13 protein-coding genes are annotated in these 14008 nt (G+C 68.7%); 8 read left to right on the top strand and 5 right to left on the bottom strand.

Features of this window, described 5'->3' with window-relative positions; genetic code table 11:
- Window positions 1-172 precede the first annotated feature (172 nt).
- From AT699_RS26615 to AT699_RS26595, 5 genes are all read left to right on the top strand, one after another.
- A complete protein-coding gene (locus AT699_RS26615) occupies window positions 173-796 on the top strand; it encodes a BPTD_3102 family carboxylase-like protein (protein ID WP_006385901.1) in 624 nt (207 codons plus the stop codon).
- A gap of 117 nt (window positions 797-913) precedes the next feature.
- A complete protein-coding gene (locus AT699_RS26610; protein WP_024070417.1) occupies window positions 914-2329 on the top strand; it encodes an FAD-binding oxidoreductase in 1416 nt (471 codons plus the stop codon).
- A 38-nt stretch (window positions 2330-2367) separates the two neighbouring features.
- Entirely contained in the window at window positions 2368-3081 is a 714-nt protein-coding gene (locus AT699_RS26605; RefSeq protein WP_006385903.1) for a response regulator transcription factor, read from the top strand.
- Entirely contained in the window at window positions 3078-4406 is a 1329-nt protein-coding gene (locus tag AT699_RS26600; RefSeq protein WP_024070416.1) for a sensor histidine kinase, read from the top strand. Before AT699_RS26605 ends, AT699_RS26600 begins: the two co-directional genes overlap by 4 nt.
- A 114-nt stretch (window positions 4407-4520) precedes the next feature.
- Window positions 4521-5306: a phosphatase PAP2 family protein gene (locus AT699_RS26595; protein ID WP_024070415.1), complete on the top strand. Its 786-nt coding sequence runs from the start codon at window positions 4521-4523 to the stop codon at window positions 5304-5306.
- On the opposite strand, the gene AT699_RS26590 is transcribed toward AT699_RS26595, so the two are convergent.
- The 5 genes from AT699_RS26590 to AT699_RS26570 form a co-directional block, all read right to left on the bottom strand.
- Entirely contained in the window at window positions 5258-6541 is a 1284-nt protein-coding gene (locus AT699_RS26590) for a TRAP transporter large permease (protein WP_020926314.1), read from the bottom strand. The genes AT699_RS26595 and AT699_RS26590 overlap by 49 nt on opposite strands.
- Window positions 6532-7095 (bottom strand): TRAP transporter small permease, encoded by a 564-nt coding sequence (locus AT699_RS26585; RefSeq protein WP_024070414.1) that lies wholly within the window; start codon window positions 7093-7095, stop codon window positions 6532-6534. The genes AT699_RS26590 and AT699_RS26585 overlap by 10 nt, the downstream gene beginning before the upstream one ends.
- Window positions 7096-7104: 9 nt before the next feature.
- On the bottom strand, window positions 7105-8082 hold the full coding sequence (locus AT699_RS26580; RefSeq protein ID WP_006385908.1) for a TRAP transporter substrate-binding protein: 978 nt from the start codon (window positions 8080-8082) through the stop codon (window positions 7105-7107).
- Between the two features lie 120 nt (window positions 8083-8202).
- The gene (locus tag AT699_RS26575; RefSeq protein ID WP_024070413.1) at window positions 8203-9084 is read right to left on the bottom strand and encodes an SMP-30/gluconolactonase/LRE family protein; all 882 of its coding nucleotides are present in this window, start codon (window positions 9082-9084) and stop codon (window positions 8203-8205) included.
- A gap of 18 nt (window positions 9085-9102) precedes the next feature.
- Window positions 9103-9942 carry an NAD-dependent epimerase/dehydratase family protein gene (locus AT699_RS26570; RefSeq protein ID WP_006385910.1) on the bottom strand — a complete coding sequence of 280 codons (840 nt, stop codon included), beginning with the start codon at window positions 9940-9942 and terminating at the stop codon, window positions 9103-9105.
- 117 nt (window positions 9943-10059) lie between these two features.
- Between AT699_RS26570 and AT699_RS26565 the strand changes: the two genes are divergently transcribed.
- The 3 genes from AT699_RS26565 to AT699_RS26555 all read left to right on the top strand — a co-directional run bounded on the left by AT699_RS26565 (window position 10060) and on the right by AT699_RS26555 (window position 14007).
- Window positions 10060-10788, top strand: coding sequence for a FadR/GntR family transcriptional regulator (locus tag AT699_RS26565; RefSeq protein ID WP_006385911.1), 729 nt, complete (start codon window positions 10060-10062; stop codon window positions 10786-10788).
- Between the two features lie 229 nt (window positions 10789-11017).
- A complete protein-coding gene (locus tag AT699_RS26560; RefSeq protein ID WP_024070411.1) occupies window positions 11018-12913 on the top strand; it encodes an LTA synthase family protein in 1896 nt (631 codons plus the stop codon).
- A gap of 179 nt (window positions 12914-13092) precedes the next feature.
- Window positions 13093-14007, top strand: a complete 915-nt coding sequence (locus tag AT699_RS26555) for an acyltransferase (protein ID WP_038505182.1) — start codon at window positions 13093-13095, stop codon at window positions 14005-14007.
- Window position 14008 lies beyond the last annotated feature (1 nt).

The raw sequence follows: 14008 nt of genomic DNA, 5'->3' as shown, positions 1-14008 counted from the left end.
TTGCGTCGCGCCCGCCCCAGCCTGGTGCGCCGCGCCGGCGGCGGCGCGCCGTGGCGGTGCGTTGGCATGGGGCCCGAAGCCGGCGTCGGCAGGGGCATCCCGCTGGCATGGAACTTGCTCGCCATCCGAAGGTGATACGCTAGTCAGGCAAGCAGAAAGACCGGAGGGGCCCATGAGAGCCAAAGTATCCACAGTCACGTCATCGGGCGGCGCCAGGCGCAGGCCGCCCACGGACTTCGCCGGCCCGGCGGCCGGGCGGGAACGCCGGCTCGACATTCACGTATTCATCTCACCCGAGGGCGAGCTGGCGACCGGCCGGGCCTGGGAGCGCTGTGTCTGGCGCGATGCCCGCGTGCTGATCGCCGAATGTCCGGCTCCGCATCTGCCGGCCTCGGTCGAGAGCGCCCTGCGCGCGATCGCGGCCAGCGTGGCGCGGGATCGCGCCTGGCAGGGCATGGGTACGGTGGCCTTTTCGCTGGACGATCGCACCGGGGTGTTCCGCGTGATCCTTGCGGAATCGCGGCCGCGTTCGGGCGCCGCGGTGGCCGACTTCGAACCGGTCGCGGCGCACGCGCTGGAGGTGCGCATCGACGGTTGCGCCGACCGCCATATGCCTTGCACGCACCTGCTGGTCTGCGGCGCCACCCGCGGCGAAGCCTTGCGGCGCGCCTATCGCGCCCTGTCCGAAATGCCGGGTCCGGCCGGCGTCGATCGCGCGTTCCTGATGAACCGCATCGCCTCGCGCGCCTACTGCACCGGCCTGACCGGCACGCGCCTGGACCAGGCCGTGGGCTAGTGTGCTGTTGGACAGCACGCTAGCGCAACCGGCGCGGCCGAGCTGCCTCTACAATAGTCCGCACCTCCCTTGAACTGCGCCCGGGCGCGGCCCGGCGCGCCCCACCGTGCGGCGCCTATGACCTTGCTGAGCGAATTGCAATCCCTCCTGGGCGAGTCCCATGTGCTGACCGGCGCCGATGCCGAGCCGTTCGCGCTGGACTGGCGCCGCCGCTATCGTGGCGTGGCGTTGGCGGTGATCCGTCCCGGTTCGACGCAGGAGGTGGCCGATGCCATCAAGCTGTGCGCCGGCCATGGCGTGCCGGTAGTGCCGCAGGGCGGCAATACCGGCCTCTGTGGCGGCGCCACGCCGGATGACTCGGGCAGCGCGGTGGTGCTGTCGACCGCCCGCCTGAACCGCGTCCGCGCGCTCGATACCGACAACGACACCATCACGGTGGAAGCGGGCTGCATCCTGCAGGCGGTGCAACAGGCCGCGGCCGACGCCGACCGGCTGTTCCCCCTCAGCCTTGCCGCCGAAGGCAGCTGCACCATCGGCGGCAACCTCGCCACCAACGCCGGCGGCACCCAGGTGCTGCGCTACGGCAACACGCGCGACCTGGCCCTGGGGCTCGAGGTGGTCACCGCCGAGGGCGAGATCTGGAACGGCCTGCGCGGCCTGCGCAAGGACAACACCGGCTACGATCTGCGCGACCTCTATATCGGCAGCGAGGGCACGCTGGGCGTCATCACCGCCGCCACGCTCAAGCTTTTCCCGCGGCCGGTGGCCTCCTGCACCGCGTTGCTGACGCTGGACAGCATAGACAACGCGGTCGAGCTGCTGTCACGCGCCCGCGCCGGCTTCGGCGCCGCGCTGACCGGCTTCGAATTGATGAGCGGCCATTGCCTGCAGGCCGTGGTGCGGCTGTTCCCGCAGCAGCGCCTGCCGTTCGAAGGCGACTCCGCCGCCTCGCCCTGGTTCGCGCTGCTGGAACTGTCGGACAGCGAAAGCGAAACGCATGCGCGCGAACGCTTCGAGACGGTGCTGGGCGAGGCGATCGAGGCCGGCCTGGTGAACGACGCGGCCATCGCCGCCAACGTCGCGCAGAGCAAGGCACTGTGGCACCTGCGCGAAAGCATCCCGCTGGCCGAGGCCGAGCTGGGCAAGTCGGTCAAGCACGACGTGTCGATCCCGATTTCCGCCATCGCCGGCTTCGTGCACCACACCAATGCGCTGCTGCAGGCGCGTTTTCCCGGCGTGCGCCACGTGATCTTCGGCCACCTGGGCGATGGCAACCTGCACTACAACGTGGCCAACGCGCCAGGCCAGACCGAGACCGAATTGCTGGCGCTGCAAAGCGACATCTACGGCGTGGTGCATGACAGCGTGCACGCGCACGCCGGTTCCATCAGCGCCGAGCACGGCGTGGGCCAGCTCAAGCGCGACGAACTGCCGCGTTACAAGAGCGCGGTCGAACTGGCCCTGATGCGGCGGATCAAGCGCGCGCTGGATCCGCACGGCCTGATGAACCCGGGCAAGGTGCTGCAGGCCTGACCGGGGCGTTCAACCTTTCTTTCGATGGGGATGCGAATATGGCAGCCAGTCCCGCGGCGGGCGCGAATCAGCGGATCCTGATCGTCGAGGACGATCACATCATCGCCGGCAACCTGTACACCTTCCTGGAAGCCCGCGGATTCCTGCCGGACGTGGCCTATAGCGGCCCCGCCGGCCTGCAGCGCCTGGAGGAACAGCGTTTCGACGCCGTGATCCTGGACATCGGCCTGCCTGGCATGGACGGCCATGCGGTGCTGCACGCGCTGCGCGCCGACAGGCGTCTGCCGGTGCCGGTGCTGGTGTTGACCGCGCGCGACAGCCTGGAAGACAAGCTGGCCGGTTTCTCGCACGGCGCCGACGACTACCTGACCAAGCCGTTCGCCTTGCTGGAAGTCGAGGCCCGCCTGCTCGCGCTGATCCAGCGCGCCAAGGGGTCGACCGTGGACACGGTGCGTGTTTTCGGCGACCTGGCCTACGACACCCGCAGCCGCACGGCGTCGATCGGCGGCAAGCCTGTCCACCTGACGCGCAAGGCGACCCTCATCCTGGAAGCGCTGCTGCGCGACCCGGGGCGGGTGGTCTCGCGCGAGGAACTGGAATCGCAGTTGTGGGGCAGCGAACCGCCGTCTTCCGACGCGCTGCGCAGCCAGGTGCACCTGCTGCGTCGCGCGCTGGCCGACGCCGGCTTCGACGGCATCGAAACCCTGCATGGCACGGGCTGGCGCCTGGTCGCCGACGGGAGCGCCGCATGAGCCGCTTCGCGGGGGGCGGCACCCTCACGCAACGCGTGGTGTGGGCGCTGACCGGCACCGTGGCCTTGTTCGTGACGGCGCTGGCGTTGCTCGCCTACCTGACGTTCGACCAGATGGAGGACGACCTGGTCAACGACATCCTCAATACCGAAATGGACCGCCTGGTGCAGCACGCGCGCACCAGCGACCAGTTCCTGCCGCGCCACGGCGCCCGTGAGCTGGGCGGCTCCATGCGCGCCTGGCTCAGCGCCGACGGCGAGGCCCCGGCCGGCATGCCCGAGGAGATACGCGGCCTGGACAACGGCCTGCACCTGATCGAGCCCGGAGCCTATACCTGGCACGTGATGGTGGCCGAGACCGGCACGGGCAAGGTCTACCTGCTGTACGACGCCACCGACAATGAGGAACGGGTGCACGATTTCGGGTTGATCGTGCTGGGCGTGGGGGCGATCTGCGTGGTGGGCGCGTATGCCCTGTCGCGGCGCGTGGCGGCGGTGGCGGTGGGCCCCTTGCTGGACCTGACCGACCGGCTCTCGACCTGGGCGCCCGGCTCGCCCGACCTGGCGGTGACGCGCGACGACGAGGCCGGCCGGCTGATCGAGGCCTTCAACCGGGTGCAGAACCAGGTCGACCGCTCGATCGCGCGCGAACGCGAGTTCGCCGGCAACCTCAGCCACGAAGTCCGCACCCCGCTGGCGGCGATCCGCTCCGACAGCGAGCTGATGCTTCTGACCCAGGACCTGACCGCGGACCAGCGCCAGCGGCTGACACGGGTCATGGACAACGTCGACGACGTCATCGTCTGTCTTGAAAGCGCGCGCGCCATGGCTCGCGACCAGATGCGTCCGCCGGAGCCGGTCGACCTGGCCGACTGCATGCAGGACGCCTGGCGCGGCTACGAATCCCAGGCCGGCGTGGCCCAGCTGCGTTTCGACAACCGCATCCCGCCCGAGCACATCCGCGTTCTGGACCGTTATGCCTTGCTGACGGTGCTGCGCAACCTGGTGCGCAACGCCATCGAACATGCCGCGCCCGCCACGCTGACCGCCAGCCTGGGCGAGGATGGCGTGTTGCAGCTGGGCGACGATGGCAAGGGCATCGACGCCGGCGACCTGCCCTTCCTGTTCCGCCGCTACTACAGCGGGCGGCTGCGGGATTCGGCCGCCGCGGGCCGGGACGAAACCGCGCGTGGCCTGGGGCTGGCCATCGCCAAGCGGGTCTGCGACATGCAGGGCTGGACCTTGACCGTGGATTCTTCCCGCGAAGGCCCCCAACGGGGCACGCGCTTCAGCCTGCGCCTGAACGCGGCGGACGCGACGGCGTAGTCGGGGCGCAACGCCGGGGGCGAGGCTCCCCCCGGTGGGCGGAATTTGACGAATTTTCGACTATCGGCCGCCTAAGCTGTCCGCTTCGGCCGAGCGCCCTCCATCGCGTCCCACATGTCGTCCCTGTCCCCTCCCGCGGCCACCCGGCCGACGCCCGCCGCCTACCTGGCCACGCACGTGCTGGGCGTGACGTTGTTCCTGGCGTGCCTGGCCTGGTGGGCCAATGCGTCGGGGTGGGACCTGGCCATCGCGCGCGCCCTGTTCAACCCGGCGTTGGACGATTTCCCGTTGCACACCAACCGCTGGCTGGAACTGATCGGCCACCGCATGGTGCTGGCCCTGCCGATCGGCATCGGGCTGGGGGCCATTGCCGTCGCGGCGGCCAGCTATCGCATTCCCGCCTGGCGCTCCCTGCGCGGGCCGGCGCTGGCGTTGGCATTGACCTGTATGGCGGGGCAGCTGGCCATCACCCAGCTCAAGCACTACACCACGCTGCCGCGGCCCTACGACCTGGACACGCTGGGCGGCTACACCCCCTATCCGCAGTCGTGGTGGACCTGGGATCGTGGCAAGGCCGGCGGCGCGCTGCCCAGCGGCCATGCCGGCGCCGGCTATTCGCTGCTGGCCCTGTATTTCGCCGGCTGGGCCGTCGGGCGGCCGGGTTGGCGCTGGTGGGGGCTGGCGGCGGGCATCGCCGCCGGGCTGGCGTTTTCAGCCGTGCGCATCCTGCAGGGCGCGCACTTCCTCAGCCAGACGCTGTGGTCGGCCGCCCTGATGTGGCTGCTGGCCGCGCTGTTCTTTTGGCCGGTGCTGCACGGGACGGGCGGTCGCCCCGCCTCCGTATCGATTGCTCAATTGAGCAGCAGGCCTGGCAGCCATAGCGAGAACGCCGGCACGTAGGTGACCAGCGCCAGCGCGGCCAGCAACGCGCCGTAGAACGGCCAGATGGTCCGCATCACCGTGCCGACCGAGACTCCGCCGATGGCGCAGCCCACGAACTGGGTGGTGCCCACCGGCGGCGTGTTCAGGCCCAGCGCGCAGTTCAGCAGCATCACCATGCCGAACTGCACCGGCCCCATGCCGTACTGCATGCAGATCGGCAGGAAGATGGGCGTGCAGATCAGGATGGTCGCCGCCATGTCCAGGAAAGTGCCCAGCACGAACAGGATGATGTTGACCATCAGGAAGATCGCCCACGGGCTGGTGGAGATCGAGGCCATCAGCGCGCCGGTCTTCTCGGCCACGCCGTAGAAACTGATCAGATAGCCGAAGGTGGCCGAAATACCGATCAGCAGCAGCACCACGCCGGTCGTCTTGACCGCCTTGCTGGCGGCGCGCACGAACTGGTCCCAGGTCAGCGAGCGGTAGACGAAGATCGTCAGCGCCAGCGCGTACAGCACGGCCACCGCGGCCGATTCCGTGGCCGTGAAGACACCGCTCAGGATGCCGACGATGATCAGCACCACCACGAACAGCCCCGGCAGGGCGGCCACCAGCGAGCGCGCCACGATGTGCCAGCCGGGAAACGTGCCGGCCGGATAGCCGCGGCTGCGCGCCACGAAATACGCCGCGGCCAGGTTGCACAGCGTCAGGATCAGCGCCGGCACCACGCCGGCCGCGATCAGCGCCGCGATCGACACCTTGCCGCCCGCCGCCAGGGTGTAGATGATGATGTTGTGGCTGGTCGGCATCAGCGCGCCCACCAGCGCCGCGTGGGTGGTGACGTTGACCGCGTAGTCGGCGTGGTAGCCCTCGCGCTTCATCATCGGGATCATCACCGAACCCATCGCCGAGACGTCCGCCACCGGCGATCCGGACACGCCGCCGAACAGCGTGCAGGCCACCACGTTGGACATGCCAAGGCCGCCGCGCACGTGGCCCACCAGCGATTTGGCGAACGCCACGATGCGGTCGGCGATGCCGCCGTACAGCATCAGCTCGCCGGTGAAGATGAAGAACGGGATGGCCAGGAACGAAAACGCGTTCATGCCCGAGGTCATCTGCTGGAAGGCCACCGCCAGCGGCAGGTCCTCGTACATGATCGCGGTGATCGACGACAGCCCGATGGCGAACGCCACCGGCACGCCGATCACCAGGAAACCCATGAAGGTGAAGGAGAGTAGGGTCAGCGCCATGCCGGTACCACCTTTTGGTTGCGCAACAGGGCGATGACGTGCTCGACCGAGAACAGCGCGATCAGCACGCCGGACAGGGCCGCGGGCACGTACTTCCAGCCGTTGGAAATACCCAGGTTGGGAATCTTGTAGGCCCACACGGATTCGGCCAGCAGGGCGCAGTTCCACGCCATCAGCGCGCCGAACAGCAGCACCAGCAGGTGGATGAAGATCTTCAGGCGCCGCTGGCCGGCCACCGGCAAGGCGTCGACCAGCGATTCGAAGCCGATGTGGCCGGCATCGCGCACGCCGACGGCGGCGCCGAGCATGGTGACGTACAGCACCAGCAGCAGCGCCAGGCTCTCGGCCCAGGTGGGGGTGCTGTTCAACACATGGCGGCCGAAGATCTGCAGCGATACCGCGACGATCAGGCAGACCAGGCCGAACACGCTGGTCCACATGCACAGCCGCGCCAGCCGGGCGCAGCCCCGGGTGTAGGCGTCCAGCGGGGCAGCCAGGGCATGCGCCCGGCCCCCCGCCGCGACATCCGGGTCATTGGTGGAGGTAGCCAACATGTGGATTCCTTATTGGACGGCCTGGATCTTGGCGACCAGGTCTTTCATGTCGGGCGTGGTGACGAAGCGGTCGTACACCGGTTTCATCGCCGCCTGGAACGAGGCCTTGTCCACCTCGACGATCTGCGAGCCGGCCTTCTCGACCACGGCGCGCGACTTCTGCTCGCGCTCGTCCCACAGCTTGCGCATGTACGGCACCGACTCGCGCGCGGCCTCGCGCAGGACCTTCTGGTCCTCGGCCGACAGCTTGTCCCATTGGCGCTTGGAAAAGATCAGTATTTCCGGCGTCATGGTGTGCTCGGTCAGCGCGTAGTACTTGGCGACCTCGTAGTGATGCGCGCTTTCGTAGCTGGGGTAGTTGTTCTCGGCCGCGTCCACCAGCCCGGTCTTGAGCGAGGTGTAGACCTCGCCCATCGGCATCGGCGTGGCGTTGCCGCCCATGGCTTCCACCATCGCCACCGACAGGTCCGACTGCTGCACCCGGATCTTCATGCCCTTGGCGTCGGCCAGTGTCTTGATCGGCTTGTTGCGCGTGTACATCGAGCGCGAGCCGCTGTCGTACCAGGCCAGGCCGACGAAGCCGGCCGACTCGCAGGACTTCAGGATCCGTTCGCCGATCTCGCTGTCCAGCACCTTGTGCAGATGCTCTTTCGAGCGGAACAGGAACGGCAGCGATGGCACGCGCGTGGTCTGGCAGATGTTGTGCATGGCGGCGCTGGAGACGCGCGCCATGGCCAGCGCGCCCAGCTTCACCTGTTCGATCGAGTCGTCTTCGTTGCCGAGCGCGCCGCCCGCATACACCTTGACGGTGATGCGGCCGTTGGTGCGCTGCTTGACCAGCTCGCCGAACTGGCGCACGGCCTGCACGGTGGGGTAATCGTCGGGATGGATGTCCGCCGAACGCAGCTCGGCGGCATGGGTGGCGGGAATCAGCGTCAGCAAGGCGGCCGCGGCCAGGATGGCGCGGGTCAGGGTCGGGCGCAACATGTCTACCTCCGGTTGGGAGTACGGCGTTTCGTTGAGGGCCGTTGCGGCCCCGAAGCTCTTCGATGTGTACGGACCTGCTTACTACTCGTGCGTGGGCGCTTGGGGCGCCACGGTCGGGTGCTAACCGGCGCTTGCGGTTTCCTCCAGGCCCCGCGCGCCGGGGCGCAGGATGAAGACGGCGCCGGCGATGGAATCGGGGGCGGCATCGGCGGGGCGGATCGAAGTGACCAGCAGCAGGTCCAGGTCGGGGCCGCCGAACGCGCACATGGCGACGCGGGCGGCCGGCACCTCCAGGCTGCGGTCAAGGCGGCCGTCCGGCGTGTAGCGGTAGATGCGGCCGGCCTCGTTGCCGCAGATCCAGTAGCAGCCGTCGGCGTCGACCGCGGCGCCATCGGGCCGGCCGGCCGGCAGTCTCGGGATGAAGACGCGGCGGTTGCGGAGCGGGCCGCCGTCGATGTCGTAGTCGAAGGCCCAGACCACCTGCCGCGACGGGTGCGAGTCGGACAGGTACATGGTCTTGCCGTCCGGACTGAAGGCCAGGCCGTTGGGCACGATCAGGTCGTCGACGATGGCCTCCAGTGCCTCGCCGGGACCGTGCCGGTAGAGCTTGCCGGCGTTGCGCGCCAGGCCCATGTCCATGACCATGGTGCCGGCCAGGAAGCGGCCCTGGCGGTCGCAGCGACCGTCGTTGAAGCGCATGCCGGGCGCGTCGTGACGCACCGGGGCCAGCGGCCGCGGCTGGCAGGCCTGGCCGGCCACCAGCGGCCCGCATTCATACAGGCCGTCCTCCATCGCCAGCAGCCAGCCGTCCCCGCGCGGGGCGATGCAGCCGGCCATCTGCGGCAACGTCCAGTGATCGAGCCGGCCGCTCGCGGGCGTCCAGCGCCACAGCGCGCGGCCGGGGATGTCGGTCCAGTGGAACGCCTGGTCGGCGGCGCGCCACACCGGGCTTTCGCCCACGCCGCAGAGCAGGGTTCCGATGCGTTCAGCGTGGGTCGCCATGATGGGCCGGGGACGAAATCAGCGCGGGGGAAAGGGGAAGGGGCCGGCCTTGACGAAGGCGCCGCCCTGGAAGCGTCCGGCGGGATCGTCGGCGGGCAGGGGCGCTTGCGCCTCGACCTGCGCGCGAAAGGCTTCGGAGGAATCCTTGGGCGCGAAACCCAGCGCGGCGGCGCGGTGGTTGTCCCACCAGCTGTCGCGGTTGGCCGAGGCGCCATAGGCGATCAGGTGACCGACGTTCGGCGTGAACAGCGATCGCACCACCAGGTCGGTCAGGTCGTCGTAGCTGAGCCAGGTGACCATCATGCGGCGATCCTTGGGCTCGGGAAACGACGAGCCGATGCGCAGGCAGACCGTCTCGATGCCGTAGCGGTCGTAGTAGAAGCGCGACAGGTTCTCGCCGTAGGCCTTGCTCAGGCCGTAGTAGCCATCGGGCCGCAACGGCGCGTCGGCGTCCAGCCGGGCGCCCTGTTCATAGAAGCCGATGACGTGGTTGGAGCTGGCGAACACCACGCGCCGCACGCCATGGACGCGGGCGGCTTCGTAGACGTGGTAGACCCCCTGGATATTGGCCGGCAGGATTTCCTCGAAAGAACGCTCCACGGAAACGCCGCCCAGGTGCACAATGGCGTCGGCGCCGCGCACCAGCTCGGAGACGGCGGCGGGGTCGGCCAGGTCGCAGGGCACGACTTCCTCGCCGGGGGCGGCGGGCGCCATGGCCGCGACGTCGGAAACCCGCAGCACGTCGGCGCAGGCCTTCAGGCGCGGTCGCAGTACCCGGCCCAGGTTGCCAGCGGCGCCGGTCAACAATAAGCGATGACAACGGGGGGAGGCAGGCATGCGGTCGACAGCTAGGCTCATGGCGCAACGCTCGTTGGGGTGGACTTGCCTGGTACGTTATCGTACAACTTGTCCAAAGTATAATAAGCACGAATTTTTGCAGTCAAGCGCCACGCAACCGCTTCCGGATAATCCCTGATGAACGCTCCTGTCGATACCCCCGTGCTGCCGCAGCGTCGTCCACGGAACCTGGCGCAAGGCCTGGTGGAAAACATTTCCGAACGCATCCGCGGCGGCGACATCCGCCCCGGCGACAAGCTGCCCACCGAATCCGAGATCATGCGGCAGTTCGGCGTCAGCCGCACCGTGGTGCGCGAAGCGCTGTCGCGGCTGCAGGCCTCGGGCCTGGTCGAAACCCATCATGGCGTGGGCACCTACGCGCTCGAACCCAGCGGTGGCGGCGATTTTCGCGTCGACCCGGCCGACATCGCCACGGTGCGCGATGTGCTGGTGCTGCTGGAACTGCGCATCTGCCTGGAAAGCGAGGCCGCCGGCCTGGCCGCCGTGCGCCGCAGCGAGGCCCAGCTGGCCGAGATGCGCCGCGCGCTGGACGCTTTCAAGGCCGCGCTGGACAGCGGCGGCGACACCATCACGCCGGACTTCCAGTTCCACCTGCTGGTGTCGCAGGCCACCGACAACCGTTATTTCGCCGATCTCATGTCGCACCTGGGTTCGGCCATCATCCCCCGCACCCGCATCAATTCGGCCAAGTTCGCGCACGAGGACCGTGCCGCCTACCTGTCGCGCGTCAACCTGGAGCACGAAGACATCTACAGCGCCATCATGCGCCAGGATGCCGAAGGCGCCCGCGCCGCGATGCGCACCCACCTGAGCAACAGCCGCGAGCGCCTGCGCCGGGTGCAATAGGCCCGCGCGGCCGCCACGTCGGATGCTGAGGAAATGAGATGTCGTACGACATGACAGGGTTGTCATCGGCCTCCTATTCGACATCGCGACTCCAGCCGGCGGCGCTGCGGCGCGTCGATCCGCGTTAATCTTGGCCGTTTTCAATCACCGGATGGCAAGGCATGGTTTGGCTCGGTAAGCGTGGCGCGGCAACGGCGCGGGGTTTCGTTGGTAGTCGGAGGGCCGCCGCATGCGCCGGCTGACACTGCGCTTCATCCTGGCCGTGCTGGCGCTGCTGACGCTCAGCCGCCTTGGCCTGTCCTGGTGGATGTGGGACCGGGTCCAGGCGGCCGGCGGCCTGTGGCCGGTGCTGCTGGGCGGCCTGCGCATCGACGTCTGCCTGCTGTCCATGGTGATCGCGCTGCCGGCGGTGTTCTCGCCGTGGCTGGGGCACCTCCCGTGGGCGGCGCGCGTCACCGCCTGGTGGTTCCGCGTCTGGTGGATGCTGTACGTGCTGCTGGAAGTCTCCACGCCGCAGTTCATCGCCGAATACGACACGCGCCCGAACCGCCTGTACTTCATCTACCTGCTCAATCCGAAGGAAGTCGGTTCGATGCTGTGGCAGGGCTACAAGGGCGTGCTGTTCACCGCGCTGGTGGTGCTGCTGGTGGCGGCCTGGCTGGCGGTCAAGCTGTTCCCGGTGCGCGTGCGCGATCCCTTCCTGGCGTGGTGGAAGCGGCCGCTGGCGTCGCTGGCGATCCTGGCGCTGGTGGTGCTGGGCGCGCGCGGCACGCTGGAGCATCGCCCCATCAATCCGGCCAAGGTCGCGTTCAGCTCGGACGCGATGGTCAATTCGCTGGCCCTGAACTCGCTCTACAGCGTGTTCGATGCCGCCTACCGCATGCGCGACGAACGCTCGTCGGCCGCGATGTATCCGAAGATGCCGGTGGACGAGATGAACGCCATCGTGCGCGACAAGGCCGGCCTGACGGGGGCGCCGCTGGATCCGCGCTACCCCAGCCTGCACGAGCAGAAGGCCACGGTGCGCCGCGACAAGCCGCTCAACCTGGTGATCATCCTGCAGGAAAGCCTGGGCGCGCAATATGTCGGCAGCCTGGGCGGCAAGGACTTGACGCCCAACATCGACCGGCTTGGCAAGGAAGGCTGGATGTTCCATCGCGCCTACGCCACCGGCACGCGCTCGGTGCGCGGCATCGAGGCGGTCACCGCGGGCTTCCTGCCCAGCGTGGCCGACGCCGTGGTCAAGCTGCCGCGCTCGCAGACGGGCTTCTTCACCCTGGCGCAGGTGCTGGGCAAGCATGGCTACCATTCGCGCTTTGTCTATGGCGGCGAGTCGCACTTCGACAACATGCGCGCCTTCTTCCTGGGCAATGGCTTTGACGAGATCGTCGATCGCCCGAAGTTCGAGAACCCGGTGTTCGAAGGCTCGTGGGGGGCGTCCGACGAGGACATGTTCACCCAGGTCGACCGCCTGCTGCGCGCCGACGGCGACAAGCCGGTGTTCACGCTGGCGTTCTCGGTCAGCAACCATTCGCCGTGGGAGTACCCGGCGGGCCGCATCCAGCCGGTGGGCGATCCGGCCAGCGTCGACAACACCGTGCGCTACGCCGATTGGGCGCTGGGCCAGTTCTTCGACAAGGCGCACAAGGCTCCGTACTGGGACAACACCGTGTTCCTGGTGATCGCGGACCACGATTCCCGCGTCTACGGCTCGATCCCGGTGCCGGTGCGGCACTTCCAGATCCCGGCCCTGATCCTGGGCGCGGGCATCGCGCCGCGCCAGGACGAGCGCATCGTCAGCCAGATCGACATGGCGCCCACGCTGCTGTCGCTGATCGGACTGGACAACATCAATCCGATGCTGGGCGCCGACCTGACGCAACGCGATCCCAACCGCGCGCTGATGCAGTACGCCGACAACTTCGGCTACCTGCGAGGGGACAAGCTGCTGGTGCTGGAACCGTCCAAGGCGCCGCGCGAATTCCGCTACCGCGCCGCGCCGGTCGGGCAGGACGAGACCTACGATCCGGTCGAACCCGCGGATGACGCCCTGACCAAGGAAGCGCTGGCGCACGCGTTGTGGGCCAGTTGGGTCTATCGCGAAGAAAAATACCGCCTGCCTTGACTTCACCCCGTCCGGGCCTGGGGCCGGTTTGATCCCGCTCAAACCGGCCCCCGGGCAGTCCTCGCACACTCGCGTTCATGACTTTTCCCGATCCGCTGGCCGGCCCGATCCGGCCCCCTGTCGCTGACGCAAGCGACGCGCCCGCGTCCGCCCCGGCCGCGCGCTGGCGCGGTTGGCCCGTGCCGCGCGGCCGCCTGGCCTGGCTGACCGGCGTGTTCAGCACGCTCCTGATCGGCGCCAGCACGCTGTTCTGGTGCCTGCTGCTGTTTCCCATGGCGCTGCTGAAACTGGCGCTGCCGTTCGCGGCGGCCAGGCGCCGCATCGACCCCATCCTCAACGGCATCGCCACGGCCTGGATCAGCGTCAACACCGCCTGGTTCACGCGCATCCAGCGCGCGCCCTGGGATGTGCGCGGCAATACCGGCCTGCGCTACGCGGACTGGTACCTGGTCAACTGCAACCACCAGTCCTGGGTCGACATCTTCGTGTTGCAGGGCGCGTTGAACCGCCGCATTCCGCTGCTGAAGTTCTTCCTCAAGCAGCAGCTCATCTACGTGCCGGTGATCGGGCTGGCGTGGTGGGCGCTGGATTTTCCCTTCATGAAGCGCCACGGCAAGGCCGACCTGCGCCGCAATCCCGCCCTGGGACGCCAGGACCAGGAAACCGCGCGCCGCGCCTGCCAGAAATTCTCGCTGGTGCCGACCAGCGTGATGGTGTTTGCCGAGGGCACGCGCTTTTCGCCGGCCAAGCGCGACGCGCAGGGAGCCCCGTATCGTCACCTGCTCAAGCCCAAGGCGGGCGGGCTGGCGGTGTCGCTGAACGCGATGGGCACGCGTTTTCGTTCGATGATCGATGTCACCATCGCCTATCCGGCGGGTGTGCCCAGCTTCTGGGACATGGCCTGCGGCCGCATGGGCACGGTGCGGGTGCGCATGCGCCAGGTGCCGGTGCCGCCGGCCTTCTGCGAAGGCGACTACAGCCGCGACAAGGCCTTCCGCACCGAATTCCACCACTGGCTGGGCCGGCAGTGGCAGGCCAAGGATGACGAGATCGAGGCGTTGACGACCGATGCGGCCGCCACGCCCCGATCCTGAC

Source organism: Achromobacter xylosoxidans (genome assembly GCF_001457475.1).
Classification (GTDB): Bacteria; Pseudomonadota; Gammaproteobacteria; order Burkholderiales; family Burkholderiaceae_B; genus Achromobacter; species Achromobacter xylosoxidans.
This window is presented reverse-complemented; position numbering and strand designations above follow the sequence as displayed.

Excerpts from the sequence above, each read along its gene's own strand:
- AT699_RS26615 (WP_006385901.1), top strand. The coding sequence starts at position 173 with ATGAGAGCCAAAGTATCCACAGTCACGTCATCGGGCGGCGCCAGGCGC.
- AT699_RS26610 (WP_024070417.1), top strand. The coding sequence starts at position 914 with ATGACCTTGCTGAGCGAATTGCAATCCCTCCTGGGCGAGTCCCATGTG.
- AT699_RS26605 (WP_006385903.1), top strand. The coding sequence starts at position 2,368 with ATGGCAGCCAGTCCCGCGGCGGGCGCGAATCAGCGGATCCTGATCGTC.
- AT699_RS26600 (WP_024070416.1), top strand. The coding sequence starts at position 3,078 with ATGAGCCGCTTCGCGGGGGGCGGCACCCTCACGCAACGCGTGGTGTGG.
- AT699_RS26595 (WP_024070415.1), top strand. The coding sequence starts at position 4,521 with ATGTCGTCCCTGTCCCCTCCCGCGGCCACCCGGCCGACGCCCGCCGCC.
- AT699_RS26590 (WP_020926314.1), bottom strand. The coding sequence starts at position 6,541 with ATGGCGCTGACCCTACTCTCCTTCACCTTCATGGGTTTCCTGGTGATC.
- AT699_RS26585 (WP_024070414.1), bottom strand. The coding sequence starts at position 7,095 with ATGTTGGCTACCTCCACCAATGACCCGGATGTCGCGGCGGGGGGCCGG.
- AT699_RS26580 (WP_006385908.1), bottom strand. The coding sequence starts at position 8,082 with ATGTTGCGCCCGACCCTGACCCGCGCCATCCTGGCCGCGGCCGCCTTG.
- AT699_RS26575 (WP_024070413.1), bottom strand. The coding sequence starts at position 9,084 with ATGGCGACCCACGCTGAACGCATCGGAACCCTGCTCTGCGGCGTGGGC.
- AT699_RS26570 (WP_006385910.1), bottom strand. The coding sequence starts at position 9,942 with ATGAGCCTAGCTGTCGACCGCATGCCTGCCTCCCCCCGTTGTCATCGC.
- AT699_RS26565 (WP_006385911.1), top strand. The coding sequence starts at position 10,060 with ATGAACGCTCCTGTCGATACCCCCGTGCTGCCGCAGCGTCGTCCACGG.
- AT699_RS26560 (WP_024070411.1), top strand. The coding sequence starts at position 11,018 with ATGCGCCGGCTGACACTGCGCTTCATCCTGGCCGTGCTGGCGCTGCTG.